Source organism: Rhizobium sp. PAMB 3174, from assembly GCF_052908375.1.
The window spans coordinates 2,690,311-2,716,936 of record NZ_CM128608.1; the positions used below are offsets into that span (position 1 = coordinate 2,690,311).

General features: G+C 62.8%; 27 protein-coding genes. 8 read left to right on the top strand and 19 right to left on the bottom strand.

The genetic code is table 11. The annotated features are described in order from the left end of the window. The first annotated feature begins 80 nt into the window (after positions 1–80). From ACU5AY_RS12965 to ACU5AY_RS12975, 3 genes are all read left to right on the top strand, one after another. Complete coding sequence (locus tag ACU5AY_RS12965) at positions 81–737, top strand: DUF6656 family protein (protein ID WP_446825935.1); 657 nt, start codon at positions 81–83, stop codon at positions 735–737. Positions 738–831: 94 nt separating this feature from the next. Then, positions 832–1,839, top strand: a complete 1,008-nt coding sequence (locus ACU5AY_RS12970; protein WP_446826528.1) for an L-threonylcarbamoyladenylate synthase — start codon at positions 832–834, stop codon at positions 1,837–1,839. After that, the gene (locus ACU5AY_RS12975; RefSeq protein ID WP_446826529.1) at positions 1,829–3,262 is read left to right on the top strand and encodes an FAD-binding oxidoreductase; all 1,434 of its coding nucleotides are present in this window, start codon (positions 1,829–1,831) and stop codon (positions 3,260–3,262) included. The genes ACU5AY_RS12970 and ACU5AY_RS12975 overlap by 11 nt, the downstream gene beginning before the upstream one ends. Here the strand turns inward: ACU5AY_RS12975 and ACU5AY_RS12980 are convergent. Then, positions 3,259–5,436, bottom strand: a complete 2,178-nt coding sequence (locus tag ACU5AY_RS12980) for a DUF1217 domain-containing protein (protein ID WP_446826530.1) — start codon at positions 5,434–5,436, stop codon at positions 3,259–3,261. The genes ACU5AY_RS12975 and ACU5AY_RS12980 overlap by 4 nt on opposite strands. A 299-nt stretch (positions 5,437–5,735) precedes the next feature. Here ACU5AY_RS12980 and ACU5AY_RS12985 point away from each other — a divergent pair, with 299 nt between their 5' ends. Then, positions 5,736–6,302: a DUF6101 family protein gene (locus tag ACU5AY_RS12985; protein ID WP_446829017.1), complete on the top strand. Its 567-nt coding sequence runs from the start codon at positions 5,736–5,738 to the stop codon at positions 6,300–6,302. A gap of 56 nt (positions 6,303–6,358) precedes the next feature. Here the strand turns inward: ACU5AY_RS12985 and ubiA are convergent, their stop codons facing one another. From ubiA to ACU5AY_RS13010, 5 genes are all read right to left on the bottom strand, one after another. Then, positions 6,359–7,312, bottom strand: coding sequence for a 4-hydroxybenzoate octaprenyltransferase (gene ubiA / locus ACU5AY_RS12990; protein ID WP_446826531.1), 954 nt, complete (start codon positions 7,310–7,312; stop codon positions 6,359–6,361). 56 nt (positions 7,313–7,368) lie between these two features. Then, positions 7,369–8,625, bottom strand: coding sequence for a class I SAM-dependent methyltransferase (locus ACU5AY_RS12995; protein WP_446826532.1), 1,257 nt, complete (start codon positions 8,623–8,625; stop codon positions 7,369–7,371). Between the two features lie 185 nt (positions 8,626–8,810). Next, positions 8,811–11,117, bottom strand: coding sequence for a Tex family protein (locus ACU5AY_RS13000; RefSeq protein ID WP_446826533.1), 2,307 nt, complete (start codon positions 11,115–11,117; stop codon positions 8,811–8,813). Between the two features lie 93 nt (positions 11,118–11,210). Then, a complete protein-coding gene (locus tag ACU5AY_RS13005; protein ID WP_446826534.1) occupies positions 11,211–11,522 on the bottom strand; it encodes a BrnA antitoxin family protein in 312 nt (103 codons plus the stop codon). Beyond that, positions 11,519–11,725, bottom strand: coding sequence for a BrnT family toxin (locus tag ACU5AY_RS13010; protein ID WP_446826535.1), 207 nt, complete (start codon positions 11,723–11,725; stop codon positions 11,519–11,521). Before ACU5AY_RS13010 ends, ACU5AY_RS13005 begins: the two co-directional genes overlap by 4 nt. 173 nt (positions 11,726–11,898) lie before the next feature. Between ACU5AY_RS13010 and purD the strand changes: the two genes are divergently transcribed. Next, positions 11,899–13,170, top strand: coding sequence for a phosphoribosylamine--glycine ligase (gene purD / locus ACU5AY_RS13015; protein ID WP_446826536.1), 1,272 nt, complete (start codon positions 11,899–11,901; stop codon positions 13,168–13,170). Between the two features lie 127 nt (positions 13,171–13,297). Next, positions 13,298–13,807, top strand: a complete 510-nt coding sequence (locus ACU5AY_RS13020; RefSeq protein ID WP_446826537.1) for a plant virulence effector HPE1-like domain-containing protein — start codon at positions 13,298–13,300, stop codon at positions 13,805–13,807. A 137-nt stretch (positions 13,808–13,944) separates the two neighbouring features. Here ACU5AY_RS13020 and glyS read toward each other — a convergent pair whose 3' ends face one another. From glyS to ACU5AY_RS13045, 5 genes are all read right to left on the bottom strand, one after another. Then, positions 13,945–16,149, bottom strand: coding sequence for a glycine--tRNA ligase subunit beta (gene glyS / locus ACU5AY_RS13025; RefSeq protein WP_446826538.1), 2,205 nt, complete (start codon positions 16,147–16,149; stop codon positions 13,945–13,947). 106 nt (positions 16,150–16,255) lie between these two features. Further along, a complete protein-coding gene (locus ACU5AY_RS13030) occupies positions 16,256–16,819 on the bottom strand; it encodes a hypothetical protein (protein ID WP_446826539.1) in 564 nt (187 codons plus the stop codon). 6 nt (positions 16,820–16,825) lie between these two features. After that, positions 16,826–18,778 carry a DUF2207 domain-containing protein gene (locus ACU5AY_RS13035; RefSeq protein ID WP_446826540.1) on the bottom strand — a complete coding sequence of 651 codons (1,953 nt, stop codon included), beginning with the start codon at positions 18,776–18,778 and terminating at the stop codon, positions 16,826–16,828. A 169-nt stretch (positions 18,779–18,947) separates the two neighbouring features. Next, positions 18,948–20,201 carry a 3-phosphoshikimate 1-carboxyvinyltransferase gene (locus ACU5AY_RS13040; protein WP_446826541.1) on the bottom strand — a complete coding sequence of 418 codons (1,254 nt, stop codon included), beginning with the start codon at positions 20,199–20,201 and terminating at the stop codon, positions 18,948–18,950. Between the two features lie 47 nt (positions 20,202–20,248). Continuing rightward, positions 20,249–20,800 (bottom strand): LemA family protein, encoded by a 552-nt coding sequence (locus ACU5AY_RS13045; protein ID WP_446825130.1) that lies wholly within the window; start codon positions 20,798–20,800, stop codon positions 20,249–20,251. Positions 20,801–21,024: 224 nt separating this feature from the next. Between ACU5AY_RS13045 and ACU5AY_RS13050 the strand changes: the two genes are divergently transcribed. Next, positions 21,025–21,246, top strand: coding sequence for a hypothetical protein (locus ACU5AY_RS13050; protein ID WP_446826542.1), 222 nt, complete (start codon positions 21,025–21,027; stop codon positions 21,244–21,246). An 18-nt stretch (positions 21,247–21,264) separates the two neighbouring features. Here ACU5AY_RS13050 and ACU5AY_RS13055 read toward each other — a convergent pair whose 3' ends face one another. From ACU5AY_RS13055 to ACU5AY_RS13090, 8 genes are all read right to left on the bottom strand, one after another. Beyond that, positions 21,265–22,221: a glycine--tRNA ligase subunit alpha gene (locus ACU5AY_RS13055; RefSeq protein ID WP_446826543.1), complete on the bottom strand. Its 957-nt coding sequence runs from the start codon at positions 22,219–22,221 to the stop codon at positions 21,265–21,267. A 64-nt stretch (positions 22,222–22,285) separates the two neighbouring features. Then, a complete protein-coding gene (locus tag ACU5AY_RS13060) occupies positions 22,286–22,720 on the bottom strand; it encodes a PIN domain-containing protein (RefSeq protein ID WP_446826544.1) in 435 nt (144 codons plus the stop codon). Continuing rightward, on the bottom strand, positions 22,721–22,951 hold the full coding sequence (locus ACU5AY_RS13065; protein WP_446826545.1) for an AbrB/MazE/SpoVT family DNA-binding domain-containing protein: 231 nt from the start codon (positions 22,949–22,951) through the stop codon (positions 22,721–22,723). A 106-nt stretch (positions 22,952–23,057) separates the two neighbouring features. Further along, positions 23,058–23,246 carry a DUF3008 family protein gene (locus ACU5AY_RS13070; RefSeq protein WP_446826546.1) on the bottom strand — a complete coding sequence of 63 codons (189 nt, stop codon included), beginning with the start codon at positions 23,244–23,246 and terminating at the stop codon, positions 23,058–23,060. A gap of 61 nt (positions 23,247–23,307) precedes the next feature. Beyond that, complete coding sequence (locus ACU5AY_RS13075) at positions 23,308–23,499, bottom strand: hypothetical protein (protein WP_446826547.1); 192 nt, start codon at positions 23,497–23,499, stop codon at positions 23,308–23,310. Between the two features lie 19 nt (positions 23,500–23,518). Continuing rightward, positions 23,519–24,385: a S49 family peptidase gene (locus ACU5AY_RS13080; protein WP_446826548.1), complete on the bottom strand. Its 867-nt coding sequence runs from the start codon at positions 24,383–24,385 to the stop codon at positions 23,519–23,521. Positions 24,386–24,466: 81 nt separating this feature from the next. Then, complete coding sequence (locus tag ACU5AY_RS13085; RefSeq protein WP_446826549.1) at positions 24,467–25,258, bottom strand: tRNA1(Val) (adenine(37)-N6)-methyltransferase; 792 nt, start codon at positions 25,256–25,258, stop codon at positions 24,467–24,469. A gap of 4 nt (positions 25,259–25,262) precedes the next feature. Then, a complete protein-coding gene (locus ACU5AY_RS13090; protein ID WP_446825139.1) occupies positions 25,263–25,490 on the bottom strand; it encodes a putative signal transducing protein in 228 nt (75 codons plus the stop codon). Between the two features lie 107 nt (positions 25,491–25,597). On the opposite strand from ACU5AY_RS13090, the gene ACU5AY_RS13095 reads away from it, so the two are divergent. Beyond that, positions 25,598–26,614 carry a polyprenyl synthetase family protein gene (locus tag ACU5AY_RS13095; RefSeq protein WP_446826550.1) on the top strand — a complete coding sequence of 339 codons (1,017 nt, stop codon included), beginning with the start codon at positions 25,598–25,600 and terminating at the stop codon, positions 26,612–26,614. Positions 26,615–26,626 lie beyond the last annotated feature (12 nt).

A 26,626-nucleotide genomic window follows, 5' to 3' on the forward strand; every position in this document is an offset into this window, starting at 1 on the left:
GAGGACGGCTCTTAACCGGCGGTTAACCACGTTTTGCGACGATGATGGACCATAGCGGAGCCCTGCACGTGTCCGAAGCCATGAAGACCAGATATTACCAGGCAGCGGAGAAAAAGCCGAAGCTTCCCGGACAGGCGGTTCACTCCGAGTTCCTGCGCACCGGCCGCATCGTGCGCAGCAAGGAAAACTGGCTGGAAGAGGAACGGCGCTACCTCACCTACGAGGAGGTCGCCCAGCGCACGGGCAAGATGCTGATGTCCGCCGGCGAACGGACCCATGAACGGTTGAACCGGTTTCACAAGTCGATCCAGTTTCCGAAGATTATCTTTCACCGCACGTTCGAGCAGAGCCCGCATCTCGGCTATTGTCACATCACGGCCGCGCGGACGAACCATCCGCGCTTCAACGAGGTCATCTGGGCCTTCTACATCGCCAACTTCTTCTCCGAAATCGGCGGCACGGACGCCTTCTTCGGGCGTCTGAACCTCAAATATCCGCGCATGTACTTCGCCGTGGCGGTCAACCAGAACCAGCCGGTCCCCGCAGAAAGGCCGGCGCAGACCAAGCCACGGACGGCGATGGCACAGCTGCCGGCGCCGCCACGCCTGCAGATCGACCGCAGCATCAACAATGGCGGCATCCTCTTCCAGACGCACGAGAAGAAGGAAGCGGTCAAGAACGTCCTCCTGCTCGGCGCCCGCGACGAGGCACTGAGGCGAATCATTCAGGCGCTCTGACGCACCCGGTTCCCCTACCCTGCTCCGATCGGACGCAGTTGAACACCCGGCCGTTCCGGGCTAAGGACATGCGCATTCCGAAGACCGGTGAGCCATGGCCCGCATTATCGACATCACCCGAAATCCCGACGAGGCGATTGCCGCGGCCCTGCCTCTGCTGGAGGCCGGCCGGCCGATCGCCATGCCGACCGAGACGGTCTATGGGCTGGCGGCGGATGCGACCAACCCAGCGGCCGTCACCGCCATATACGAGACCAAGGGCAGGCCGCGCTTCAATCCGCTGATCTGCCACATGGCCGACAAGGCGATGGCGGAACGCTATGCGACCTTCGACCCCGTTTCGGCGCAACTGGCGGACGCCTTCTGGCCCGGGCCGTTGACGCTCATCCTGCCGCTGAAGGAAGGCTCCGGCGTCCATCCCCTCGCAACCGCCGGGCTGGAGACCGTCGGCGTGCGTGTCCCGCGCGGTTTTTCCGCCTCGCTGATCAAGGCTTTCGACCGTCCGCTCGCAGCCCCCTCGGCCAACACGTCCGGCAAGATCAGCCCGACGACCGCCGTCCATGTGGACGAGGATCTCGGCGAGAGGATCGATCTCATCCTCGACGGCGGCCCCGCGAAGGTCGGGCTGGAATCGACCATCGTCAAGGTCGACGGCGACGTCATCCGGCTGCTGCGTCCGGGCGGCATCAGCGCCGAAGAGATCGCCGCGGCGACCGGCCTCGAGGTCGTGCGCCATGACGGCACGAATGCCGAGATCGAAGCGCCGGGCATGCTGCTCTCCCATTATGCGCCGGGCGCCTCCATGCGGCTGATGGCAGACATGCTGCTGCCGGGCGAAGCGTTGCTGACCTTTGGCGGCAAACGCCTGCCCGGCATCGAATATGCGCTCGGCATCTTCGACTTGAGCCCGTCCGGCGATCTTGCCGAGGCGGCGGCGAGCCTGTTCGGCATGATGAAGGAAGCGGACGCGACGGGCGCGAAGACGATTGCGGTTACTGCCATCCCCGGCCACGGGCTCGGCGAAGCGATCAATGACCGCCTGGCACGCGCCGCCGCGCCGCGCACGCCCGAAACCACAGGAAAGACGCACGATGACCAGTGAGCCCCTTTCGCCCGCGCTCCTGAGCCGTTTTGCGGCCATCGTCGGCGAGCGCCATGCGATCACCGAGGCTTCGGACATCAAGCCGTTCGTGACCGAAGATCGCGGCCTCTATTTCCGCAAGTCGCCGCTGGTGCTGCTGCCGGGCTCCATCGAGGAGGTCTCGCAGATTCTGGCGCTCGCCACGCAAACGGGAACGCCGATCGTGCCGCAAGGCGGCAATACCGGGCATGTCGGCGGCCAGGTGCCGGCGACCGACGGACGCGAGGTCATCCTGTCCTTGAAGCGCATGAACCGCATCCGCGATATCGATCCGGTGGCCAACGTGGTCGTTGCCGATGCGGGCGTCGTGCTCGACGACCTGCATGCCGCGGCGACAAAGGTCGATCGCCTGTTCCCGCTGTCGCTCGGCTCGCAGGGCAGCTGCCAGATCGGCGGCAACCTTTCCACCAATGCCGGCGGCACGGCCGTGCTCGCTTACGGCAACATGCGCAATCTCTGCCTCGGCCTCGAGGTGGTTCTGCCGACCGGCGAGATCTGGAACGGGCTCAGGCGGCTGAAGAAGGACAATACCGGTTACGACCTTCGCGATCTCTTCATCGGCGCGGAGGGCACACTCGGCATCATCACCGGTGCCGTGCTCCGGCTCTTCCCGCGCCCGCTCGGCCATCAGGTCGCGCTTGCGGGGCTGAATTCGGTGGAAGACGCGCTTCGCCTGTTCGAGATCGCTGGCGGCGTCTGCGGCGCCTCCCTGACCGGCTTCGAGCTGATGCCGCGCATCGCCGTCGAGTTCGCGGTCAGGCATATTCCCGGTGTCCGCGATCCGCTGGCATCGAGCCACAAATGGTACGCGCTGATCGACGTGTCCACCTCCGACACCAGCGAAGCGGCGACCCGCATGATGGAAGCGCTCCTTGAAAAGGGTCTCGAAGGCGGGCTGGTCGAGGACGCGGTGATCGCGAGTTCGGAGGCGCAGGGCCAGGCCCTGTGGCACATGCGCGAGAGCCTGTCGCCGGCGCAAAAGCCGGAAGGCGGCTCGATCAAGCACGACGTGTCGGTTCCGGTTTCCGCGATCCCGGCCTTCATGCACGAGGCGGACGAGAAGGTTTTGGAGATGATCCCCGGCGCGCGCATCTGCGGCTTCGGCCACATCGGCGACGGCAATATCCACTACAACATATCCCAGCCGGTCGGCGCAAACCGCGATGCCTTCCTTTCCCGCTGGGACGAGGTCAACGACGCCGTGCATGCCATCGTGCTGAAATATGGCGGTTCGATTTCCGCCGAGCACGGTATCGGCCAGTTGAAGCGCGACAAGCTCGCCGCGGTCCGGTCCGAGATCGAGATGGACCTGATGCGGCGCATCAAGCGCGCCTTCGACCCGGCCGGCATCATGAACCCCGGCAAGGTCGTCAGGGTCGACTAGCCGCCGGTATTGAGCTGGGCGAGCGACAGCAGCGTATCCGCGCTGATCGAGCCGCCCGACCCGGAGAGAATCGAGACGGCGGCATTCGATGAGCCGTCGTCGTTCTGCAGGTCGTACATGGCGATGAAGCGCTGGACGAACTTGCGGAGCTCGTCCGGATCGTCGAGATCTTCCAGATTCATCGTCTTCTTCACCAGTGCCGCCTGCTTGTCGATGTCCATCGAGCTGATTTCGGAGGGCAGATTGTAGGCGGTGCGGAAGACTTCCAGAAGCGCGCTGTCGCCGAGGATGTCGTAGGCCGAGGTAACCGTCGGCGCCATGCGTTCGAAATAGAGCGCCAGGCGTACGCCGGCATTGTCATCGCCCTGCTCCTCCTCCAGCGACTGGTGCAGATAGAGATCCTGCGTTTCCTTCACCGCGCCACGCTGCTGGATCGTGCCGAGCGTTTCCCGGGTCAGCTGACCGTTCTGATCGAAATTGAACGAGGCGACGATTTCGGCGAAGCGTTCATTGCTCTGCTGGTTGACGAAGCTTTTCGGATCATCCAGGTCGGAGGCAAACATTTTCTCCATATCGTCGGAGCTGACCGACTCGGGATCGATACCATTCGCCTCCAGCAGGAAGTCCACCAGCCGGCTGTCGGACAACAGCTCCTTTGCGCTGGTGATCTTGGTGATGTTCTCCTGGTAGTATGTCGCTTCCGCCTCGGCCTCCTTCTTGATCTGGTCCTTTTCCTCGGCATCCGCGAACTTCGTCTTGGCGACGATATAGTCCTTGGCCGTGCTGGTGATCGACGCTTCCGATTGCGCCAGCAGCGGCGCCGTTGCATCGCCCTCGCTGTCAAAGTTGAAGTCCCGGGCGAGCTTGACGAAGCGGTCGTCCTTGGCCTTGTTGGCAAAGCTCGCCGGATCGGACAGGTCGCTCGTCAGGATCTTGCGCAGCTCGCTGTCGCTGATCTCGTCTTCGCCGATGCCATAGGCCTTCAGCACCATGTCGTGGATTTTCTTGTTGCTGATCAGCTCGTCGGCGGACTCCAGGCGTTTCATGTTGGTGGAATAATAATCCGTCAGATCTGCGAGGGTTGCCTGATCCTCGTCGTCATAGGCCGTCATGTATTTGTTCATGATCGCCTTGATGTTGTCGTCGGTCTGGGCGGTTTCGCCGCTGGCGACCGAGCCGTCCGTCTGAAAATTGAACATCTGGGCGATCTGGACGTATTTTGCCCCGCCAAAGGTCTGGGCGTAGTTGTTCGGATCCGAGAGGTCGCTGGTGACGATGTTGGCGAAGGTCGACTTCAAGGTGAACTGGTCGAGCCCGAGGGCCGTCTTGACGATGCCGAAAAGACGCGAATCCGAAGTCAGCTCGTCGACCGACGTGATGTTCTTGATCTGCTCCTCGAAATATTCCTTGTTCATCTCGGCGGCTGCCGGGATCGTGTAGGACGGCACGTTGAAGGTATAGGCCTGGACGACGGTGTGCTGCTGCTCTTCGGTCTGCACGGAGGAGCCGGTCATGTTGCCGCTAGCGTCGAAGGAGAAGGCCGCAGCCATTGCCTTGAAATTCGATTTGCCGGTCTTGTTGGCTACGCTCTCAGTGTCGCTCAGATCGCTGGTCAGGATGGAGCGCAGATAGTCGTTGGAATAGTAATCCTTCTGGATATCGAAGGCGTCGAGCACATAGTTCTTCAGCCGCGCATTGCCCAGGAGATCGTCCACCGAACTGATGCGGGTGATCGTATCCTTGTAATAGGCCGTCTCATCGGCAACGGACGTGGCCTCGTCGGCAAGCGACTGCTTGTAGAGGCCGATCGTGTCCTCTTCCTGGGCATCCGACTGGACGTCGGCGGTATCCGGGGTGAAATTGAAGGAGGCGGCGAAGTTGCGGTAACGGTCGTCGCTGAGCTTGTTCGCGTAGCTGTTCTCGTCGGAAAGGTCGCTCTCCAGGACCTTCTCCATGAAGGCCTTGGCGTAGGTCATATCCTCCAGGCCATGGGCTTTCATGGCGTAGGAATAGAGCCGGTAGTCGTCCATGAACTCCTTGACGGAGGTGACGTTTCCGATGTTCTCCTCGTAGTATTTCGCATCCCGGCTGACATTCGGATCGGAGGCGACGCGATCGAGGCTCGCTTTCATGTCACGCGTGACGAGATTGTAGCTGAGGAAGGTCGAAATCATATCAATTCGCGATCGGCAGGAGGCGGATGACGGAGCTTGTGTGATTGTCTCACTCCAGCCTTGCCTCAGGCTGTGACGCCGTATTCGACCGTGACACACCTTGGCGTGCGCCGTTCATTTTTTCGCAACCCTGCTCCGTTGGGTTTTGATAACCATCTGACAGTTCAAGCCTTTTTTAACCGAACCTCTTAAGCGGTCCGGAAAGGAAAATCCGTACTCTACCCTCAGAACAAGGGACAAAAGTCCCGACGAGAAGACTGGAAAACCGGCTCTCAGGATAAAACAGGGTAGTAATGACGATGACAACAACGGTTCTGAAACCAATCTGGGCAGGCACCACGCTTCGGCTCGATCCGATGCGCTTTCCCCAGCAGGTAACCTACGCCCCCTCGGGTTCCACGAGCACCGTGACCATCAGCCTCGACGAACGCGGCGCGGTGCTCCGCAAGGTGCTCTCGGGCAGCGGCCTGCCGATCTCGGTCGCCCTGCCGTCGCGCGTCTTCACCGGCGTCGCGGCCCGCGCCATCGACCACGGCGACGGCCATGTGACCGTCACCCTCGAGCTCCACCATCCGGATCCGGAACTCTGCGTTCCGCTGCTGGTCGCACACGACCTCTGCGACATCGCCGCCGATTGGCGCGGCTGGGCGCAGGCCTACGGCATTCCGATGCTGATGGTCGAGGCCGACGGCGTCGCACGGCCGCTCGACGATCACCTGACCGGCTTCCAGGTCGGCCCGCCCCGCCAGCGTCGCCGCCACTCCTACTTCGCCAACCGTCGTCCACGCTTCCTCGTTCGCCGCCAGACGGGCAAGCTGGGCGTGACGATGAAGATCGACGGCAAGGAAATCATCGCCCGCAACTGATCGGGCGCCCCAAATCGGGAGGACAGGCCCGGCTCCGGAAACGGTGCCGGGCTTTTCTATATGGCCGTCGGGATAGCGATCAGCATGCCAAGGAAGATGACCGCGCCGACCTTGTTGTTGAACTTGAACAGCTTCAGGCACTGCTCGCCATCGTCGATGTCGATGACGGCGATCTGCCAGGCGAGAAGCCCTGCGCCGACGATGAGGCCGAGATAGACGATGAAACCGGCGCCGGCGAGAATGCAGGCCGAAGCAATCAGGACCACGGTCGCTCCATACAGTCCGACAAGCCAGAGGCGCGTGTTTTCGCCGAACAGGCGGGCGGTGGAGCGCACGCCGATCAGGGCGTCATCCTCCTTGTCCTGATGGGCGTAGATCGTGTCGTAGCCGATCGTCCAGAAGATAGCGGCCGCGTAGAGAACCAGCGGCGCGGCCGACAGCGAGCCGAATGCGGCCGCCCAGCCCATCAACGCGCCCCAGGAAAAGGCGAGCCCGAGAAAGAATTGCGGCCAATCGGTGAAGCGCTTGGCAAAGGGATAAATCGCGATGACCACCAGCGAGCAGACGCCAAGGATCACCGTGAACCAGTTGAACTGCAGAAGCACGAGCAATCCGACCAGCGCCTGAAGCGCGATAAAGGCCTTCGTCTGCATGCGCGTCACCCGGCCGGACGGCAGAGGCCGCGAGCGGGTGCGCTCGACCTTGGCATCGATCCGGTGATCGACGAGATCGTTATAGGCACAGCCGGCGCCGCGCATGGCAACCGCGCCGATGAAGAACAGCACCAGATGCCAGACGAGCTGGCTGCCGGAAAACGTGTGAACCGCGGCCTTGGCATTGGCGGCAAGTGCCGCCGACCAGAAGCACGGCCACATCAGGAGCTGCCAGCCGATCGGCCGGTCCCAGCGGGCAAGCTGGGCATAGGGCCAGAGCCACGGCGGCAGCAGCCGGTAGACGAAATTGTCGGAAGGCGCATCAGAGACGCGCTGCGTGTGTTGCATCTCACTCATGCCGAAGCAGTACCGCCCGCGCGGCAGCGCGGTCAAGCTGCGCTCCGGCCGAGGCCTCAGAATTCCACTTTCTCCAAAGGCGCGCGTGTCGCCTCGAAGCCTTTCAGGCTCGTTTCGCGCTCGGCGATGTAGTTGCGATTATTGGGAACCGCATATTGATTGCAGGAAATCTGCATCTGGAAGACGAAGAGTTCGTCGTAGCGGAAGGCGATCTCGGATCCGGCGAGATAGAATTCCCACATGCGTACGAAGCGTTCGTCGTAGATGGCGGTCGCCTCTTCCCGGCGGGCGAGGAAACGCTCTCGCCAGGCCTTCAGCGTATCGGCGTAATGCAGCGGCAGGATTTCCACGTCCTTGACCAGCAAGCCGGCCTTCTCGACGCTTGGAAGCACCTCGCTTAACGCGGGGATGTAGCCGCCCGGGAAGATGTACTTCTCGATGAACGGGTTGGTCGCATAGGACGGCTTCGGCCGGCCGATCGAATGCAGGAGCATGACGCCGTCCTTGTCCAGCAGTTCGGCGCACTTGCGGAAGAAACCCGCATAATTGGCGACCCCGACATGTTCGAACATGCCGACAGACACGATGCGGTCGAAGCTCCGGTCCTTGTAATAGCGGTAATCCTGCAATTCGAATCGGACGCGGTCGGCGAGACCGCGCTTTTCGGCCCGGCGACGGGATACATCGAGCTGCTCGTGCGACAGTGTGATGCCGGTGACGTCCGCGCCATAGGCTTCGGCCAGATACATCGCCATTCCGCCCCAGCCGGACCCGATCTCCAGCACCTTCTGTCCCTCTTCCATCAGGAGCTTGGCAGCGATGTGGCGCTTCTTGGCGACCTGCGCCTCCTCGAGGCTGATGCCAGCCGGTTCGAAATAGGCGCAGGAATACTGCCAATCCGGATCGAGGAAGAGATCGAACAGCTTCGCCGAGAGGTCGTAGTGATGCGAGACGTTGCGCCGGTTGTGATTAACCGGCAGCCGGGCAAGCGCCTGAGAAAGGCCCATGCGCCAGAACAACCGCGCCATCATCAGCGGGCTGAAGACCTCGTTGACCGTGTTGCTCTTGACGAGCGCCAGGAAGGAATAGATGTCGCCTTCATCGAAGACCATGCGGCCATCCATGTAGACTTCGCCCAGTCTCAACGGCGGATCGGCTGCAATTTCCGCCGCGGCCTTGTCATCCACAAACCGGATGGCGACCGGCACCCCCGAACCGTCACCGAAGGTCACCTTCTTTCCGTCCGAATGCTGAACCCTTAATGTGCCGACACGTATGATCTGCCGGACTAAAGCATTAAAATCCAATGCCATTTCTGCCCTCGCACGCTCAAACTTTCATGCCTAAAAAATTTGCATGAAAAAAATTAGCGCGTTCAAAAGCAGAAGCAAGCGGCAGATCTGGCCTGTTCTGGTGCAGAAAACTGGCGTGTTGCACGCCTGCATCACCCGTCATGGATGCAGGCGTGGCCAAACATGAAATCCGGTCGATTTTTCCGTTACTTGCGCTTCATGGCCTCGGCCAGGGCGGCGCCGAGACTGCCCTGCTGGGCGGGCTGCGGCTTGCGCGCGTCGCGGGCCGGCGGCCGACCCGCATTCGGCTGGGGAGGCCGGGCCGCGCGTTCGGCTGCCGCGCCGCCATCGTCCTTGCGCATGGTCAGGCCGATGCGCTTGCGCTTGACGTCGACCTCGACGACGCGGACCTTGACCACGTCGCCGGCCTTGACCACCTCATGAGGATCCTTGACGAAGCGATCGGCGAGCTGCGACACGTGGACGAGACCGTCCTGATGGACGCCGATATCGACGAAGGCGCCGAAGGCCGCGACGTTGGTGACAGTGCCTTCCAGCAGCATGCCGGGCTTCAAGTCCGTGATTTCGTCGATGCCGTCGGCGAAGGTCGCCGTCCTGAACTCCGGGCGCGGGTCGCGGCCGGGCTTTTCGAGTTCGGCGATGATGTCCTTGACTGTCGGCAAGCCGAAGGTCTCATCGACGAACTTGCGCGGATCGACCGCCTTCAGCGCCGCGCTGTCGCCCATCAGCGTGCGCAGATCACGGCCACAGGCAGCGACAATCTTCTTGGCGACTCCATAGGCTTCCGGGTGCACGGCGGATGCATCAAGCGGCTCCTTGCCGTTCGGAATGCGCAGGAAGCCGGCGCATTGCTCGAAGGTACGCTGGCCAAGGCGGGCGACATCGAGAAGCTGGCGGCGGCTGGCGAAAGCACCATTGGTGTCGCGGTGCAGGACGATCGCCTCGGCAATCGACGGACCGAGGCCGGACACGCGGGCGAGCAGCGGCACGGAGGCCGTGTTGAGATCGACGCCGACGGCATTCACCGCATCCTCGACGACGGCATCGAGCGAGCGGCCGAGCTTCACCTGATCGACATCGTGCTGGTACTGGCCGACGCCGATCGACTTCGGCTCGATCTTCACCAGTTCGGCGAGCGGGTCCTGCAGGCGGCGGGCGATGGAAACGGCGCCGCGCAGCGACACGTCGAGGCCGGGGAATTCGGTGGCCGCGGTTTGCGACGCGGAATAGACCGACGCGCCGGCCTCCGACACGATGACCTTGGTTGGCTTCGGCGCAGGCAGGGCAGCGAGCATGTCGGCCACCAGCTTTTCGGTCTCGCGGCTGCCGGTGCCGTTGCCGATGGCGATCAGCTCGACCTTGTGCTTGCGGATGAGCGAGGCGAGTTCGGCCTGCGTGCCGCGCACATCATTCTTCGGCGGAAACGGATAGACGGTGGTGGTATCGAGCAGCTTGCCGGTGCCGTCGACGATCGCGACCTTGACGCCGGTGCGGATGCCCGGATCGAGCCCCATTGTTGCCTTGGAGCCGGCTGGAGCAGCGAGCAGCAGGTCCTTCAGATTGCGGGCGAAGACGTGGATTGCCTCCTCCTCCGCGCGCTCGCGCAGTTCGCGCATCAGGTCGAGCGAGAGCGACATGGAGAGCTTGACCCGCCACGTCCAGCCGGCGACCTCCATCAGCCATTGATTGCCGGCACCCTCGCCGCGGATTTCATATTCGGCGGCGATCATCCGCTGGGCGGGCTTGATCGGTGCCGGATCGTCTGCATCGACATCGATGGTCAGCGTCAGGAACTCCTCGTTCCAGCCGCGCAGCATGGCGAGCGCACGGTGGCCGGGCGCGGTCGCCCAGCGCTCGGAATGATCGAAGTAATCCGAGAACTTCATGCCCGCGTCCTGCTTGCCGTCGACCACACGGGCGCGCAGCATGGCCTTGTCCTTCATGTAGTTGCGCAGCTTGCCGAGAAGGTCGGCATTTTCGGAAATGGCTTCGGCGACGATGTCGCGGGCGCCGTCGAGCGCCGTCTTCACGTCCGGCACATCGGCGGTGATGTAGCCTTCCGCAAGTTTTGCCGGATCGGCCATGCGGTCGGCAAGGATTGCGTCTGCCAACGGCCCGAGGCCGCGCTCGCGGGCGATCTCGGCGCGGGTGCGGCGCTTCGGCTTGTAGGGAAGATAGATGTCTTCCAGCTCGGCCTTGGTCGTCACACTGGCGATCTTGCCGGCAAGATCGTCGGTCAGCTTGCCCTGCGACGAGATGCTGTCGAGGATCGTCTTCCGGCGAGATTCGAGTTCGCGCAGGTAGACGAGGCGTTCGGACAGCGTGCGCAGCTGGCCGTCATCGAGACCGCCGGTCACTTCCTTGCGGTAGCGGGCGATGAAGGGAACGGTCGCGCCGCCATCCAGAAGGTCGACTGCCGCAGTCACCTGCTCTGGGCGGGCGCTGATCTCAGCGGCGATGAGGATGGCGAGTTTCCTGTTGTCTGCTGTCATGGTCTTCCCGGTTTCTGCAAATCAGAGGCGCGACCATAACGAGACTTCAAACCATGGCAACACGAAGGCCTGCCGCGCTCCACAGAAATGCGCCTACAACCCCGCCGCCTTGCGCAGGGCTTCGTTGATGCGCGATTGCCACCCCTTGCCGGTCGCCTTGAAGTGATCGAGAACATCCGCGTCCAACCGCAGCGAGACATGCTTGCGGGGATTGTCGACCGGCGGCCTTCCGCGCGAGCGCTGAATGCTCTCGTGAAGGTCCGGAAAGACTTCGGCGAACGGACGGGCCTTTGCTAGCTGTTCGTCCGTAGCCTCAGGTGCATCAGGATCCAGCGCAATTGCTCTTTGAATTTCCGCTTCCTCTTCGTCCGTGAGCGGTCGAAGATGTTTCAGTTTGCCTGTCATAATATTCTCCTTTCCTTTCGGCTCGCAGGGCGCATGGAAACAATCGAAATCGCCTCGCTGCCAAGCACCGAGAAGACGACGGTGATCGCTGCCGAACGGAATAGTCCGACCGCCATGAACCGCCCTTTCTCCACCGGGAAGGTGGTTGCCGAACCGAAGAAGTCCAGATCGAGATCGGCGAAGTCGAACCCGTGTTTTTCCACGTTCGCTTTCCGCTTGTTCTCGTCGAAGACTATCTCCATGACATTAATGTAGCACATTTATTCCATGGACCGCCATCCGCAATTGCGTCGGCCCTCCAAGGGCTTTCCGCTTGACCTTTCCGGCCTCTGTCGCTACGCGCGGGGCACGTTTAAAAACTCTTCGGGAGCAGGCGATGAAAGTTCTTCTGATCGGATCCGGCGGACGCGAGCATGCGCTTGCCTGGAAACTGGCGCAGTCGCCGCTGATGGAAGAGTTCTATGCCGCTCCGGGCAATCCCGGCATCGCCGAACACGCGACGCTCGCCGATATCAACATCGACGACCATGCCGCCGTCGTCGCCTTCTGCAAGGACAAGGCGATCGACTTCGTCGTCGTCGGCCCGGAAGCCCCGCTCGTGGCGGGCATTGCGGATGCCCTGCGGGCCGCTGATATCGCCGTCTTCGGGCCGTCGGCCGGTGCGGCGCAGCTTGAAGGCTCCAAGGGTTTCACAAAGGACATCTGCGCCCGCTACAACATTCCGACAGGCGCCTATCAGCGCTTCAACAACGCCCCGAAGGCCAAGGCATACGTCCGCGCTGAAGGCGCGCCGATCGTCATCAAGGCCGATGGGCTTGCCGCCGGCAAGGGCGTGACAGTGGCGATGACGGTCGACGAGGCGCTCTCCGCCATCGACGACTGCTTCGAAGGTGCTTTCGGCGACGCCGGTGCGGAAGTCGTGGTCGAGGCGTTTCTCGATGGCGAGGAAGCAAGCTTCTTCTGCCTGTCGGACGGTAAGACGGCCCTGGCGCTCGCCACCGCCCAGGACCACAAGCGCGTCGGCGACGGCGACACCGGACCGAACACCGGCGGCATGGGCGCCTATTCGCCCGCCCCCGTGATGACCGACGAGATGGTATCGCGGACGATGAAGGAGATCATCGAGCCGACCATCAAGGGCATGGCCGAGAGCGGCTATCCGTTCTCCGGCATATTCTTCGCCGGCCTGATGATCACCGAAAAGGGTCCGGAGCTCATCGAATACAATGTCCGCTTCGGTGATCCGGAATGCCAGGTGCTGCTGATGCGGCTGAAAAGCGATCTGCTGCCGCTCCTCTACGCCTGCTCGAACGGCACGCTCGACCAGGTTTCCGCCGACTGGAGCGACGACGTGGCGCTGACCGTCGTCATGGCCTCCAAGGGTTATCCAGGCTCCTATGACAGGGGCACGCCGATCGCGGCGCTTCCCGAAGCCGGCGACGACGGCAAGGTGTTTCATGCCGGAACCGCCCTCAAGGACGGCCAGCTGGTCGCAACCGGCGGGCGCGTGCTGAACGTGACGGCGACGGGCAAGACCGTGGCGGAAGCGCAGGCGAAGGCCTATGCGCTGGTCGACCGTGTGAAATGGGACAACGGCTTCTGCCGCCGTGACATCGGCTGGCGGGCGATTGCCCGCGAACAGGGCTGATTAAGAGAGAATTCTTCCCGGAATCGCACGAAAACGGTGCGATTCATTCAAATTTTACCTAATCCCCTGACGGGATGGAAATAATCGCGCGGTACTCTCCCCTTAAAGAATGACGGGAGATGATCCTATGCGTTACTTCGTTTTGACAGCCGCCATGACCGCCCTCGCCTTCCAGGCGCAGGCCTCCTCCATCGTGGACATCAAGACCAAGCCGCTCGCGGAAAGCCGCAGCGTCGAGGCGATCACCTGCACGACCTGCCGGACCGCCGATCCGCAGATCAACATGCTCTACAAGGTGCCGGTCCTGACAGGCGAAGCCCAGAAGCTGGAGATCCGCAACATCAACGGCGAGAAGAAGCTGGTGCGCACCGAGGCGATGATGGGCGGTTCGCCCGTCGAGCTCGTCTCCACGCCGACACCCGATATCATGTCGGCTCTCGCCAATGCCACCATTTCCGACAAGACCCTCGCCGAAGCCGGCAAGGACGGCGTCGACGGGATGATGACGACGGCCGTCGGCGCGCCGAAGATCGCCCCCGGCGAGCCGGTCGCGGCCAGCATCGCCGACCTCGCGGGCCCTGCGGAAAAGCCGGTGAAGGAAATCAACCCGGAGAATTTCCAGCTGCGCATGAAGTGATGTGACCCAATCCCTGCCCCCACCAACTTCAACGAGTTGACGGGCCGTCGCCAGTCCCTGGGCGACAAAAAAGCGCTCCCGAGAGAAGACGGGGGCGCTTTTCTTATGTGCGCTTTTCAGGCGCGAAGAGACGTCGATCAGCCGCTGATCTTGGAGAAATCCGCGACGGTTCCGATGGCTTCGCGGATAAGCTTCAGGAGCGCGAGGCGGTTGGCGCGGATCGCCTCGTCCTCGTCGTTGACGAGCACTTCGTTGAAGAAGCGGTCGACTGGGGCGCGGAGCTTCGAGAGAGCCTCCATCGCCTCGCGGAAATCCTCGCGCTTGATCGCTTCGGAGGCTTCCATCGCTGCGACGCTGACGGCGGCAAACAGCGCCTTTTCGGCCTTTTCGGTGAACAACTCGTCATCGACGGAGCTTGCGACCTTCGTGCCCTTCTTCTCTTCGGCGGCGAGAAGCTGGGTGGCGCGCTTGGTGCCGGCGAGCAGGTTGATGCCGTCCTCGGAGGTGATGAACGCCGTCAGCGCTTCTGCCTTGCGGGCGACCATCAGCAGATCGTCGGATTCCGGCGTCAGCACGGCGTCGATGATATCGTGGCGGGCGCCGAGATCGCGGAGATAGACCTTCAGTCGGTCATGGAAGAAGGCGAGGAGGTCGATGCTTTCCTCAAAAGCCTGTTTCGTTGGCAGGTTTCTTTTTGCGAGTAGCTGGACGCTCCCTCCAACTTTTTCCTGTCTCCTCAAATGCTCATCAAAGGCGGGAAGCAACGCCACTCGGATATTCCCCTTCTCCAGCAGCATGCGTATGACGCCCAGCGCCGCGCGTCTCAGGGCATAGGGGTCCTTGGAGCCCGTCGGCTTTTCGTTGATGAACCAAAAGCCGACGAGGGTGTCGAGCTTGTCGGCGAGCGCGACGGTGGTCGCGACGGCGTTCGACGGCAGGTTGTCGGACGGGCCCTGCGGCTTGTAGTGGTCTTCGATGGCAATGGCGACGGCATCGTCCTCGCCCTGCAGGACGGCATATTTGCGGCCCATGATGCCCTGCAGTTCCGGGAACTCACCGACGGCTTCGGTGCGCAGGTCGGCCTTTGCCAGCACCACGGCGCGGTCGACGAGCTTCGGATCGGCGCCGGTCACCTTGGCCAGTTCTGCGGCGAGCGCACGAATGCGCGTCACCCGCTCACCCTGAGAGCCGAGCTTGGCGTGGAAGGTAACGTTCAGGTGGTCGAGCTTGGCCATGCGCTGGTCGAGCGGCTTCTTCAGGTCGAGGCCGAATTTTTCGGCGGACGCGGTCAGTTCGCCGAGGTCCGGCAGGTCCGACTGGTCGCGCTTCCAGAAGTGCAGCGCGTCGGAGAGACGTGCGCGCACGACCTTGCCGTTGCCGTGCATGATCTCCTTGCCGCCGTCCTTCGCCTCGATGTTGGAGACGAGGATGAAGTGGTTGGACAGCCGCTCGCCGCCCTGCTTGCGGCAGACGAAACATTTCTGGTTGGTCTTGATCGTCAGGCGGATGATCTCGTCCGGGATCGTCAGATACTCTTCCTCGAAGGTGCCGAGCAGGACGTTCGGATATTCGACGAGGCCGGACACTTCTTCCAGCAGGCCCTCGTCCTCGACCATGTCGAGACCGTTGGCGAAGGCCAGATTGCGGGCGTCCTGGGCGATCATTTCCTTGCGGCGCTCGGCGTCGAGCACGACCTTGGCGGCGGCAAGGCTTGCGACATAATCATCGAAGCGGCGCACGGTGATGGCGTCCGGCGCATGGAAGCGGTGGCCATAGGTGACGTTGCCGGCGACGAGACCGTCGATTTCGAACGGGATGACCTGCGTTTCCTCGTGCTCCGGTCCGAACAGGCAGACGATCGACTGCAGCGGGCGCACCCATTGCAGCGAGCCGGGCTTTGCCGAGGCTGCGCCCCAGCGCATCGGCTTCGGCCAGGGGAAATTGCGAATGATGCCGGGCATGATGTCGGCGATGATCTCTTCCGCCGGGCGGCCGGGCTTGGAAATGACGGCGACGTAGAACTCGCCCTTCTTCGGATCGCTGACGACCTGAGCCTCGCTGACGGAAGAAAGCCCCGCGCCGCGCAGGAAGCCTTCGATCGCCTTTTCCGGCGCGTCGGTGCGCGGGCCCTTGCGCTCCTCGCGGCTGTCGGCGGAACGCGCATTGAGGCCGCGGATATCGAGCGTCAGGCGGCGCGGCGTCCAGTATTCGCGTGCGCCTTCATAGGTCAGGCCCGCCTCGACCAGTGCGTCGGTGACGAGTTTCTTCAGGTCGCCCGCCGCCTTGCGCTGCATGCGGGCTGGGATTTCCTCGGAGCGGAGTTCAAGCAGAAGATCGGGCATGGGTATGAGACTTCATGATTGTCGGAAAAAGCAGGTGCGCGGGACTTAGCAAGGAGACGCGGGCTTGTCACCAGAAAAGCCGGAGATTTCTTGGCCTCCGCCGGCTTCAGCCGCGACGGGAACCGAGACGGCGGATGGCCAGCACGATGACGACCAGCACGGCAAGACCGCCGAGCGCGAAGGGGAAAACAGCATGGCCGGCCTCCGGCGAGAACAGGACGCTCCAGAGCATTTTCAAAAGCGCACCCGCCGCGGCAACGGCAAGCCCCAGCACCCATGAGCGCCTCCAGAAGGCGGCGGCGAGTGCGACACAATAGGCGATGACTGCAAGGGCGCCGAAGACGGTCTGCGCCGTCCAGCCCTGCGAAAGCAGGCTCCGCTCCATCGCCAGGAATTCCGTGACCTCGGCGTTCGGTTCTGTTGGCGGCGGGAACCAGAACATCGAACTGAGGATCGCCAGCACCGAAGCCATCACGCCGGCAAGCGACCGGCGCCAGGCGAAATAGCAGAATGGCAGCACAAGCAGCGGACGGACGACCCAGGAGGCGGTGTTGCGATGGCGCTCGAAGGCCCAGTCGAAGAACGTCTCGCTGGTGAAGAACACCGCCAGCAACACCACGATGAACACCGCAAAGACAATGGCCAGCAGCCTGTCTGCCCGTTGGCTCATCACCCCTTACCAGCCGCCGCCGCCGCCACCGCCGCCGCCGCCGCCGGAAAAGCCGCCGCCGGACGAAAAGCCCGAGGAGGAGGACGATGATTTCGGTGCCGGGATGGTGGAGGCGACCGTCGAGGCCATGGCAGAGGGGAAGCGGCTGAAGCTGTCACCGAAGCGGCCGCCGTCGAAACTGCCACCGGAATACCAGGCGGGATGATAGGCGGCGGATGCGGCACCTGCGGCAACGGCTGCCGCAAGCCAGGCGTCGAAGGTCCGCGTCCAGGGTTTTTCCACGCCGAGCGCCACGGCATAGGGCAGCAGTTTTTCGAAATGCTGCGGCGACATTTTGGGCGCGCCCTGCATGTTCAGCCGGTCCTTTTCGGCGAGCGTCAGGTACATCTTCAGTCCCTCAATGCCATCCATCATCTTCGTCCCGAGCGGGGTCGGCGCACCCATCAGGAAGAAGAAGACGACATTGGTGACGACGATGCCGCCGATCGCGAAGAACACCGGCAGTTCCTGCATCTCGACGAACGAGGTGGAGAACGTGCTGAGGATGCTGGTCAGCATGGTGAGGCCAAACGTGCCGATGAAGCCGAGCGCAATCACCGAGGCCACCTTCTGGGCCAGCGACCGGGCGCTGATGAGGTTGCGGCCGATGACGGCGGCGAAGACGCCGAGCACGGTGGAGGCGATGCCGAGGCCGAACAACGCGCCGAGCGTGTCGCTGTCGAAGGTGCCGAAGACAACCAGGATGACGATCGACAGGACGGAGAGAATGACGCCGGCGGCGATGTAGCCGGTGTTGAACTTGTAGTAACGGCCGCGATGCTCCTTCTCGATCGCGGAGCGGAAGCTTGAGCCCCGGCTCTGGACGGCGGGGCCGTTCGCCTTGTTGATCTGGAATTCCTGCCCTTCGCGGCTCAGCCCCGTCAAAAGCACCTTCTCGCCAGCCGGAAGCACCTCATCCACCGGCTTTGCCGTGCGGCGGATGATGATCGAGCTCTTGAGGTCGTCGAGGATGACGTACCCCTTGACCGCAAGATTGATGGCGGCGGCGGAAAAGGCCTGCCAGCCGGCACCCGAAAAGCCCTTGTTGTCGATGTAGTTGACGAGAGCGGGAGAAATGCCGTCAGGCGCGTCCCAGCGTGGTACGACGACCCCGCGTTCCGGGTCCTTGCCGACCTTTGTCCAGGATTTGAAATAGAAGCCGAGGACAAGGATGAGCCCGCCGAAGGAGAAGATATAGTTGCGGTTGTCCTTCAGGAACCACCAGGCCTCATCTTCCTGCGAGGGCGCGTCGAGCACGCCCTTGGGAAGCTTGACGCCGATCGTCAGGCCTTCCTCCGATCCGAGTGGCCTTGTGGTGCGGAACTCGACCACATTGCCGGACACGGAGGCGCGGGCATCCCTTTCCGTTTCGCCATAGGCGCCGGTGAAGGCGACGGTGTCTTCCACCTTGGCATCTTCCGGCAGGGTGACTGTGGCGCTCGCCTGCTGGATCGGGAAGATCCAGCCATTGCCGGTCACGTTCCAGTAGAGTTCGTCGTGATCGTCGAAATAGCGGACCTGGCGGCTGGTCTCGTAGGTGAAGACATAGGAATGGGCGCCGTAGTCGAGGAACACGTTCGGATCGCCGGCATAGATGCGGATGCCGTCGCTGATCGATTCCGTATGATACGGCTCGTCGTGACCGTCGCGGGTGACCGAGATCAGGTCGAATTCGACGCTGACCTCGCGGCCCTGATCATCGAGGAAGGTCAGCGGAAAGTCGCGGAAAATGCCGCGGCGGATCTGGTCGCCCTCGGCAATGACGTCGATGTTCTCGCGCACGAGCATCGTTCCGTCCTGGTCGAGGGTGATGTCCGAATGGAAGTTGGTGATGACCTCGTTGGCCATGGCCGGCAGGGCGAAAAGCAAGGTGAGGAGAACGACGCAAAGCATCTTTGCCCCTCCCCAACCTCTCCCCACAGGTGGGAGGGGCTTCTTTGCACGCCGTCGCTCATCGGCAGGCTGGACGCCACGGCACATGTTCTCCCCCCTTGTGGGGGAGATGGCCGGCAGGCCAGAGGGGGAATTTCGTCTTATCTGATCGAAAAATCGCAAAACTGCCATCCTGTTCCCCCTTTTATGCATCCCCCTACCCCTCGAACTTGACCCCCAGCGAGCCGAGCGCATCCCAATAGGCGGGATAGGTCTTGGCGACACAGCCGGGGTCGAGAATGGTGACACCCTCGATCTTCAGGCCGGCCAGCGCGAAGCTCATGGCGATGCGGTGGTCGGCGAAGGTGTCGATATCCGCCGGCAGGCGCTGTCCGGCAAGGGCCGGGTCCGAATTGACGACGAGATCGTCGCCCTCTTCGACCGCGAGGCCCGGGCGGATGTTGTTCAAACCGGTCGAAAGCGCGCGGATGCGGTCGCATTCCTTGACCCGCAGGTTCTCGATGCCGACGAAGCGCACCGGCGTCTCGTTGAAGGCGGCGAGAACGGCGAGCGTCGGAATGGCGTCCTGCATCTGGCTGCCGTCGATTTCCTCCGGCATATAGGGGAACTTCGCCATGAAATCATGCGACTTGGCGTCCGGCTGGGTGAAATCCGCCGTCGCCGTGCCGATGTCGATCCGCCCGCCGGTCAGCACTTCGGCAGCCCAGAGATAGGTCGCGGCGGACGCGTCCGGCTCGATGTGATAGTCGGCAGCCTTGTAGCCGGCCGGCAGCACGCGCCAGGTGGACGACGTCGGCTGTTCGACGCTGGCGCCGAAGGCCTCCATCGAGGCGATCGTCAGGCCGATATAGCCGCGCGCACCGATGGCGGTTCCGGCAAGCTCGATGTCGAGCGGGCGGCTACCGCAGGCAGCGGCCATCAGCAGGGCCGATACATATTGGCTCGACAATCCGGCATCGATGACCACGCGGTCGGCCTTGAAGCCGCCGGCGGCCTTGACGGTGACCGGCGGGCAGCCGGTCGGCGCATCGGCCTCGACGCCGAGCGCGTTCAACGCTGCCACCAGCGGCTTGATCGGGCGCTTGCGCATATGCTCATCGCCATCGACCACGAAGGTGCCGTCGAACATAGCGACGGCGGCCGTCAGGAAGCGGGTCGCCGTGCCGGCATTGCCGAGAAAGAGCGGGTTTGCGGGCGCGTTCAGCTTGCCCGACGAGGTGACCACGAAGGTCGTCGCATCCGGCTCCTCGACGGTAACGCCCATGGCGCGCAGCGCTTCGGCCATGTAGCGCGTGTCGTCGCTCTTCAGCGCGCCGGTCAGGCGGCTTGTGCCCTTGGCGAGGCCGGCGAGCAGGAGCGCACGATTGGTGATCGATTTCGAGCCGGGAGGGCTCACCTTGCCGGAAAGCGGATGGCCGGGCGGGATGACGGTCAGACGGTCCTTGTTCATTCTCTTCTCTTGCATGGCCAGGCGCTCAAGCCCGGCCTTCTTCTGTCTTAAAACTTCACCTGCGGCACGGCGCGGTCGGCCGGATCGGCGATCTCGAAATAGCCGGCCTTCTGGAAGCCGAACTGGTTGGCGATCAGGTTTGAGGGGAAGCTGTCGACCTTGACGTTCAGCTGGCGGGCGGCGCCGTTGTAATAGCGCCGCGACATCTGGATCTCGCCCTCGATTTCGGCAAGCGACTTCTGCAGCTCCAGAAAGTTCTCGTTGGCTTTCAGGTCCGGGTAGGCTTCGGCGATCGCCATCACCCGGCCGAGCGCCTGGGAGAGCATGCCTTCCACCTGCGCGCGGCCCGCCACATCGCCCGACGGCATGGCTTGCGCCTTGTTGCGCAGCTCGACGACCTCTTCGAGCGTCGACTTCTCGTGCGCGGCATAACCCTTGACGGTCTCGATCAGGTTGGGGATCAGGTCGGCGCGGCGTTTGAGCTGCACGTCGATTCCCGACCATGCCTCTTCCGTCATCTGCCGGAAGCGCACAAGGCCGTTATAGGTCATCATGACGTAAAGCCCGACGACAACGATGATGGCAATGGTCACATACATCGAATTCCCTCCGCTCGGATCGGGCCCGGCGCCTGTCATGCCGATCGCCCCCGTTCAAAGCCGCATACATCATTTGTGAGCCGGAGACGAGTGCAAAGCTGCGGCGCGAAACTCCGCAACCCGAACGCCGGATGAACGGCTGCTTCAGCACGGGTTCAACGGCGATGCTCCAGGATCATCCCAGTTCAACAGCGCAATCCGGCAAGGGAGCCCGGAAAGCGTGGATGGCCGAGGGGGTCACGGACATGCTGCCGCTCATCAAGACGATCAATGCCGCCGCGCTGATGATCCTGTTCGTCGACTACGCGATCGCGATGCAGACGGTCGAGCCGATGGGCATGCGGCGCTGCCTCCGGACGATGGCAAAGCAGGTGCCGACCGGCGCCTATCCGACGCTAAAGCCGTCATGGGAACTTGGCGTGACGGTGACGGATAAAGTCAACTGACCCGTCAGCGGCCAGACTTCAGGCAGCCTTGTTCCAGTTCGCACCACCGGCATCGGTCAGCAGGAAGGCTTCGCCGCAGGCTTTGGCCAGCGTGCGCACCCGCAGGATATAGCTCTGGCGCTCGGTGACCGAAATCACGCCGCGGGCATCGAGCAGGTTGAAGACGTGGCTGGCCTTGATGCACTGGTCGTAGGCCGGAAGCACGCATTTGTGCAGCGCGCCGGGTTCCGACGGGCTGCCGGCGGCAAGCAATGCCTGGCATTCCTTCTCGGCGTCGATGAAATGCCGGTGCAGCATCTCGGTGTTGGCGAATTCGAAGTTGTGGCGCGAATATTCCTGCTCGGCCTGCAGGAAGACCTCGCCATAGGAAATCTTCTCGTCGCCTTCGCGGCCGTTGAAGTTGAGGTCGTAGACATTGTCGACGCCCTGCACATACATGGCGAGGCGTTCGAGACCATAGGTCAGCTCGCCGGCAACCGGCGCGCATTCGATGCCGCAGACCTGCTGGAAATAGGTGAACTGCGAGACTTCCATGCCATCGCACCAGCACTCCCAGCCAAGCCCCCAGGCGCCGAGCGTCGGGCTTTCCCAGTCGTCCTCGACGAAGCGGATGTCATGCAGCAGCGGATCGAGGCCGATTGCCGCCAGCGAGCCGAGATAAAGTTCCTGCAGGTTCGACGGGTTCGGCTTCAGGATCACCTGATACTGGTAATAGTGCTGCATACGGTTCGGGTTTTCCCCGTAGCGGCCGTCCGTCGGGCGGCGCGAGGGCTGCACATAGGCGGCCTTCCACGGCTTCGGACCGAGCGCACGCAGGGTCGTTGCCGGGTGAAAGGTACCGGCACCGACTTCCATGTCGTAGGGCTGCAGAACCGCGCAACCCTTGTCCGCCCAGTAATTGTGGAGCGTCAGGATCAACGCCTGGAACGAGCGCTTCGGGTTCATGTGGTCGGGAAGATCGGACGTCGCGGACATGGCAAAACCGGTGATTTATGGCTGGATTTCTGGCTGCGGTCAGTGCCATGGCCGGCCGCCGGGGTCAAGTGGCGCTGTCTTCCGAGGGACGCCCTGCCTGCCTGCGGAAGGGATCGACAATCCGCAGCCGGCCCCTGATCACCAGTCCGTCGTGCAGGTCCTCGGAATAAAAGAGCTCGCATCCCGCTTCCAGCGCGGCGGCCAACATCAGCGCGTCGTAGAACGGCAGTTGGTGTTCCTCGGACAAGTCCAGCGCCTCGAAATGCGTCGCCGGGCCGATCGGCAGAATGACATCCGCGAGCGTCTCGAACGCCTGTGTCAGCGCGCGGATCTCATGCCATCGCAGTCCCTGCTTGCGGAATGCGACATTGGCGAATTCATTCAGCCCCTGGACGCTGGTCACGAACGGCGCAGCGAGCAGCCCTTGCGCCACCTCCGCACGGTTGTCGTCGGTGATCGAATAGACGAGGATGTTGCTGTCGAGAAAGGGAGCGGCCATTCAGCGCTCGTTTGCGTCCTCGCGGCTGAACGTCCAGCCGGCGGGAAGCGGTTTCCGGAAGGACCGGATAAGCTTCAGAGCATTTTCCCGCGACGGGTCGAGGGCGATCTCGAACGTGCGTTCTCCGGCAATACGCACTTCGATATCGTCACCCTCCTTCAGCTTCAGCGCCTCCGCGACCGAAGCGGGAATCCTGATCGCGAGACTGTTTCCCCATTTGGAAACCTGCATGGATCGCCTCCATTGATATACATTCGAATAGTATATCAACTGTCAAAGTTAGGTGCAATCTCAAGCCAGTTGAGCCAGGGTCAACCGGCCGTATCAAATAGCTCCGTCAGTCGTCGCTCTTCTTGTCCGGCAGCGAACTGCGCTTGGTCGAGGCCAGCTCTTCCAGTTCCTTTTCCGTCATGCTTTCGTACATCTCGCGCGAAGCGCCCTTCAGCTCGGACTTCTTCGCCTCACCGCGCTTGGCCGCAAGCGCCGCGCCTGCCGCCTTCTGCTGTGCCTTGGATTGTGCGGGCATCGCCGTCTCCTTCCGTTATTCACGAAGGATAACCGGATTGAGGGCGGTTCGGTTCCGCCGCCTACTCGTCGTCGCGCTTGACGCGGTATTCGCCGGTCACGGGGTCTTTCACCAGCGTGCCGTCGGCGCCGTTCTTCTGTTCCTTGCGGACACGCTTGTTCTTCTCGGACAGCTTTTCGGCGTCCTTGACGAACTTCTTGTAGAACAACCACCCGGCAACGCCGAAGAGAATCCAGAATAAGAGAACCGGCATTTCCGTTCAAACTTTCGAATTATAACCCGTACCGGCCCCACAATGCCTTTTCTTCTGCCGTTTCGGCAAGTGCCGCGATGGCGGAAGCGCCGACGCGCTCCGCGGCGCCGTCAAGAATAGAGGCGCCGGGCTGGCGGCGGCCGAAGATGTCGCGCGGGGCGGTGATCAGTTCCAGCTTGGCCTTGTCGCCGAAGCGGCGGCGGATTTCGGTCCGCATATCGGCAAGCCCGTCGATCAGGCCGAGGTCGAGGCCGCGCGTTCCGGTCCAGAACAGGCCGGAGAAGATCGTCGCGTCATCGGCGAGCTTGCCGACGCGGCGCTCCTTCACCATGTCGATGAAAACCTTGTGGATTTCGAGCTGAAGCGTCTTCAGATACTCGATGTCGCTTTCCTTTTCCGGCTGGAACGGATCGAGGATCACCTTGTTCTCGCCGGCCGTATAAACGCGCCGCTCGACGCCGATTTTCTTCAGAAGTTCCGGGAAGCCGAAGCCGCCGGAGACGACGCCGATCGAGCCGACGATCGAGGTCGGGTCGGCGAAGATCTCGTCACCGGCGAGCGCGATCATGTAGCCGCCGGACGCCGCCACATCCTCGACGAAGATCAGCACCTTCTTGTTCTTCTCTGCCGCAAGCGACCGGATGCGCTGGAAGATCAGCCGGGACTGGACCGGCGAGCCGCCGGGCGAATTGACCGAAATCGCGACAGCCGGCGCATCCTTTTTCGAAAATGCCTTCTCCAGCACGCCGGCGGCGCTCGCGAGATTGAGCGCGGGTCGCAGCTGGCTGCCGCCCGCCATGATCGTGCCGTGCAGGCGCACGACCGGGATCACCGTTTCGTTGCTGCGGAAGCGTTTGGGAAGAAGGCGCTTGATGAAGCGGGCCATAGAGAAAACCTCTGATATTTCGAAATCCGTTACCGCTGATTTATGTATCCGGCCGGCAAACGCAATGGCTGCAGGCCGAAATCAGCTGCCTTTTCTTGGGTACGCCGCCCGGCCGTTGTTCAGGTCGTCGACGAAGGCGGAGAACTTGTGCGTGCCTTCGTCATGCATGACGAGCGGCATGCGGATGTTGAGCCGCGCCCGCGATCCCTTGATGGCGGTCACGAGGATGCGCACTGCATTTTCGCCCTCGCGCGGATGGATGGGCGTGATCTCGATGCCCCCGAAACGCCGGCCACAGGCGGCGATGATCTCGCCAACCGATTGCGGCCTGGCGATCAAAGACAGCTGGCCGCCGGGGATCATGATGGCGCCGGCGGTGCGGATCCAGCGCTCGAAGAGGTCGTCGGTCATCGCATGTGCCTCCGCTTTCAGCGCATCGGGCGTCCTGCGGTCGCCGGCATCGTTGAAGGGCGGGTTCATGATGACGTGGTGGAAGACGTCGTCGGCAAGACCGGCGGCAAGCCGCGCCTTGCCGGTCAGCGTCACGTCCGCCTCGATGACCTCGACGCGGGAGGCGAGATGGACATTTCCCGGCAGGCCGAGGCTTTCCCGGGCGTAATCCGCCATTTCCGCGGACCGCTCGAACAGCGTGACGCTCGCTTGCTTGAGCCTGGAGGCGACGGCCATGCCGGCTGCACCCGCTCCCGCGCCGAGATCGGCGACGCGGCAGGCGCCGTGATGGTCGACCAGCGAGGCAAGCAGCATCGCGTCCATGCCGGAACGGTGGCCCCTGCCCTTCGGCTGGACCAGGTGGAAACCACCGCGGTGAAACGCGTCGACAGTGCGCTCGACCCGCTCCGGCAAGCCCGTCATCGCTTCAGTCCCCGCTGCGCAATTCTGCGGCGAGACCGGCATCGATGCAGATGCGGCGCGCCTCGTCGGCCCTCTCCTCGTCGACAAGAAGACGGCGCGGCAGCATGCCGAGCGAGCCTTCCAGGATGCTCATGCCCTGATCGGCGACGAAGCATTGAATGCCGGCATCCTTCATCAGACTCTCCACGAAGGACAGCACAACGGCATCATTGGTTCTGATAAGTTCATACATATGGTCGATTTCTCGCCTATTTTCCGGGAGATGGACAATTCGCCTCTTGCCGCCACCATGCCCCCTTTCTATTGTCTTTTTCGAAATTGGAATAGGAGTCCGGTGCGTTGGGCGTCGTCATACCGCTTGAAGAAAACAAAAACAAACAGGCTTCCATCAAGCCGCTGGTCGACCTGACCAAGGCAGACATGGAGCGCGTCAACCAGCTTATCCTGTCGAAAGCCGGTTCCGACGTGCAGATGATCCCGGAAGTTGCCCGCCACCTGATTTCGTCGGGCGGCAAGCGCCTGAGACCAATGCTGACACTCGCCTCGGCGGCCATGTTCGAATACCAGGGCGAGGACCATATCAAGCTCGCCACCAGCGTCGAGTTCATGCACACGGCGACGCTCCTGCATGACGACGTGGTCGACGAAAGCGATCTTCGCCGCGGCAAGTCGACGGCGCGGATGATCTGGGGCAACCAGGCAAGCGTGCTCGTCGGCGACTTCCTGCTCGGCCAGGCCTTCCGCATGATGGTCGAGGTCGGCTCGCTCGATGCGCTCGACGTGCTGTCGACCGCGGCCTGCGTGATTGCCGAGGGTGAAGTTCTGCAGCTTTCCGTCGCCAAGCACATGGAGACGACGGAAGACGACTATCTGGAAGTCATCAAGGCAAAGACGGCGGCGCTGTTTGCGGCCGCTGCCGAAGTTGGCCCGATCGTCGCGCGCACCGGCAAGTCGGAGCGCAACGCGCTGAAATCCTACGGCATGAACCTCGGCCTCGCCTTCCAGCTGGTCGACGACGCGCTCGACTATGGCGGCAAGGCCGCCGATCTCGGCAAGAATGTCGGCGACGATTTCCGCGAGGGCAAGATCACCCTGCCGGTCATCCTAGCCTACCGTCGCGGCACGGCGCAGGAACGGGCGTTCTGGAAGGACGCCATCGAGAACGGCCAGAACGGCGATGAGAACCTCGGTCAGGCGCTGGCGCTGATCAACAAGTACAACGGCCTCAGCGACACGATCGCCCGGGCCCTGCACTACGGCGCGATTGCCCGCGACGCACTGGCGCCGCTGCCGGATTCGGCCTGGAAATCCGCCCTGATGGATGTCATCGACTTCACCATCAGCCGTGTCAGCTGACCGCTCCCCGGC

Coding starts and splice junctions, on each gene's coding strand:
- ACU5AY_RS13000 (WP_446826533.1), bottom strand. CDS start 11,117: ATGACAGCAGACAACAGGAAACTCGCCATCCTCATCGCCGCTGAGATC.
- ACU5AY_RS13070 (WP_446826546.1), bottom strand. CDS start 23,246: ATGCCCGCACAATCCAAGGCACAGCAGAAGGCGGCAGGCGCGGCGCTT.
- ACU5AY_RS13020 (WP_446826537.1), top strand. CDS start 13,298: ATGCGTTACTTCGTTTTGACAGCCGCCATGACCGCCCTCGCCTTCCAG.
- ACU5AY_RS13005 (WP_446826534.1), bottom strand. CDS start 11,522: ATGACAGGCAAACTGAAACATCTTCGACCGCTCACGGACGAAGAGGAA.
- ubiA (WP_446826531.1), bottom strand. CDS start 7,312: ATGAGTGAGATGCAACACACGCAGCGCGTCTCTGATGCGCCTTCCGAC.
- ACU5AY_RS13075 (WP_446826547.1), bottom strand. CDS start 23,499: ATGCCGGTTCTCTTATTCTGGATTCTCTTCGGCGTTGCCGGGTGGTTG.
- ACU5AY_RS12970 (WP_446826528.1), top strand. CDS start 832: ATGGCCCGCATTATCGACATCACCCGAAATCCCGACGAGGCGATTGCC.
- ACU5AY_RS13045 (WP_446825130.1), bottom strand. CDS start 20,800: ATGTATGTGACCATTGCCATCATCGTTGTCGTCGGGCTTTACGTCATG.
- ACU5AY_RS13065 (WP_446826545.1), bottom strand. CDS start 22,951: ATGCAGGTTTCCAAATGGGGAAACAGTCTCGCGATCAGGATTCCCGCT.
- ACU5AY_RS12965 (WP_446825935.1), top strand. CDS start 81: ATGAAGACCAGATATTACCAGGCAGCGGAGAAAAAGCCGAAGCTTCCC.
- ACU5AY_RS13085 (WP_446826549.1), bottom strand. CDS start 25,258: ATGACGGGCTTGCCGGAGCGGGTCGAGCGCACTGTCGACGCGTTTCAC.
- ACU5AY_RS13030 (WP_446826539.1), bottom strand. CDS start 16,819: ATGAGCCAACGGGCAGACAGGCTGCTGGCCATTGTCTTTGCGGTGTTC.
- ACU5AY_RS13055 (WP_446826543.1), bottom strand. CDS start 22,221: ATGTCCGCGACGTCCGATCTTCCCGACCACATGAACCCGAAGCGCTCG.
- ACU5AY_RS12980 (WP_446826530.1), bottom strand. CDS start 5,436: ATGATTTCGACCTTCCTCAGCTACAATCTCGTCACGCGTGACATGAAA.
- glyS (WP_446826538.1), bottom strand. CDS start 16,149: ATGCCCGATCTTCTGCTTGAACTCCGCTCCGAGGAAATCCCAGCCCGC.
- ACU5AY_RS12985 (WP_446829017.1), top strand. CDS start 5,736: ATGACAACAACGGTTCTGAAACCAATCTGGGCAGGCACCACGCTTCGG.
- ACU5AY_RS12975 (WP_446826529.1), top strand. CDS start 1,829: ATGACCAGTGAGCCCCTTTCGCCCGCGCTCCTGAGCCGTTTTGCGGCC.
- ACU5AY_RS12995 (WP_446826532.1), bottom strand. CDS start 8,625: ATGGCATTGGATTTTAATGCTTTAGTCCGGCAGATCATACGTGTCGGC.
- ACU5AY_RS13080 (WP_446826548.1), bottom strand. CDS start 24,385: ATGGCCCGCTTCATCAAGCGCCTTCTTCCCAAACGCTTCCGCAGCAAC.
- purD (WP_446826536.1), top strand. CDS start 11,899: ATGAAAGTTCTTCTGATCGGATCCGGCGGACGCGAGCATGCGCTTGCC.
- ACU5AY_RS13060 (WP_446826544.1), bottom strand. CDS start 22,720: ATGGCCGCTCCCTTTCTCGACAGCAACATCCTCGTCTATTCGATCACC.
- ACU5AY_RS13090 (WP_446825139.1), bottom strand. CDS start 25,490: ATGTATGAACTTATCAGAACCAATGATGCCGTTGTGCTGTCCTTCGTG.
- ACU5AY_RS13050 (WP_446826542.1), top strand. CDS start 21,025: ATGGCCGAGGGGGTCACGGACATGCTGCCGCTCATCAAGACGATCAAT.
- ACU5AY_RS13040 (WP_446826541.1), bottom strand. CDS start 20,201: ATGAACAAGGACCGTCTGACCGTCATCCCGCCCGGCCATCCGCTTTCC.